Genomic DNA, 1,079 nt, shown 5'->3' with positions numbered 1-1,079 from the left:
CCCGCCATTGCTTTCGGCCAGATTGAGGATCTTGGCCTTGTGCCGGGGTGACTTGCGGATCAGCCACCAATCAGCGAGGTCGAGCAGGCCCAGTAGGTCTGCTGCCTCCCGTTCCTCCTCGTTCACCTCTTTGTCAGTCAGGTCGTTGACGCCGACCAGATCCTTCAGCCCTGGCGACCAGTAGAGCTGTCGCTTGCCGTGGATGGCTGCGGCGTACTCCAGGAACTGGCCACCGGCCTTCTGATCGCCTTCCTGGTACAGCTTGAGCAGACCGAATGGGTGCTTACCCTTGGCACGTCCCTGTTTGGTCGATGCCTTGGCGATCTCGGCGTCTACGCCCCAGTTTCTCGAATCGTCCTGCTTGGCCAGGTAGTCCGAGGCGGTGCACCAGCCCTTGATGTCGACCGCATGGGCTTCAAAGGCAGCAACCTGTGCAGCGTCGCCCAGGTCGAGCAGACCGGCCCTGGCGCAGCTGGACTTCCACCGTCTGAGGACGGTTTCCTTCATCACCTCGGCATCGACATGCGACCCCACAACCCATAATTCATGGGTATGCGGGTGCCAACCGTGGCCACCGAGGGTCAATTCCAGCGACCTGATCAAGCCTCGATAGCCGTTGCGTTCCTTGAACTTCGTCCAGGGCGAACCCTCCCGGAGCTTCTCCAGGGCGACACTCTGCTGCTCCAGCAGCTCGGCGAGCTTGTGCCAGACGTAGTGGGGGAATGTGAGGGTGACCATCACGCACTGGAGGCCTTCGGCTGCGGCCCACTCCACGGCCTGAGCGACCTCCAGCCTGCGGCGTTCCTGCACTTTTGCGGCACACACGGCGCAAGTCCACACGTTCGAGCAGTTCATCAGGCCCGAGTAGAAGGCGCTACCGTGCTCCCTCGATGCGTGGACGCCGACCGACCCGGCCACAGTGACGTGCTTGCATTTGGCCGTCCGATGGAAATCGTGGGGGTACAGCATGCCTGCCCGTTTCCCCTCGTGGAGGAACAGGGCCCGTGCAGAGGCCATGAGTTCGAACCGCTCTATTCGGTTGGCCTGGAGCTTTTCTCTCAGGTCACCAGAGGGGGGGG

The 1,079-nt window shown here is 62.4% G+C and carries 1 protein-coding gene; it reads right to left on the bottom strand.

Annotated features, from left to right (window positions below):
• Nucleotides 1-969, bottom strand: a 969-nt coding sequence (locus tag N430_RS29175) for an HAD family hydrolase (protein ID WP_133248886.1), incomplete at its 3' end; no start/stop codon positions are given.
• Nucleotides 970-1,079 lie beyond the last annotated feature (110 nt).

The organism is Pseudomonas sp. CC120222-01a (assembly GCF_003097235.1).
Classification (GTDB): Bacteria; Pseudomonadota; Gammaproteobacteria; order Pseudomonadales; family Pseudomonadaceae; genus Aquipseudomonas.
The sequence above is the reverse complement of the archived record's forward strand: the minus strand, read 5'-3'. Positions and strand labels throughout refer to the sequence as shown.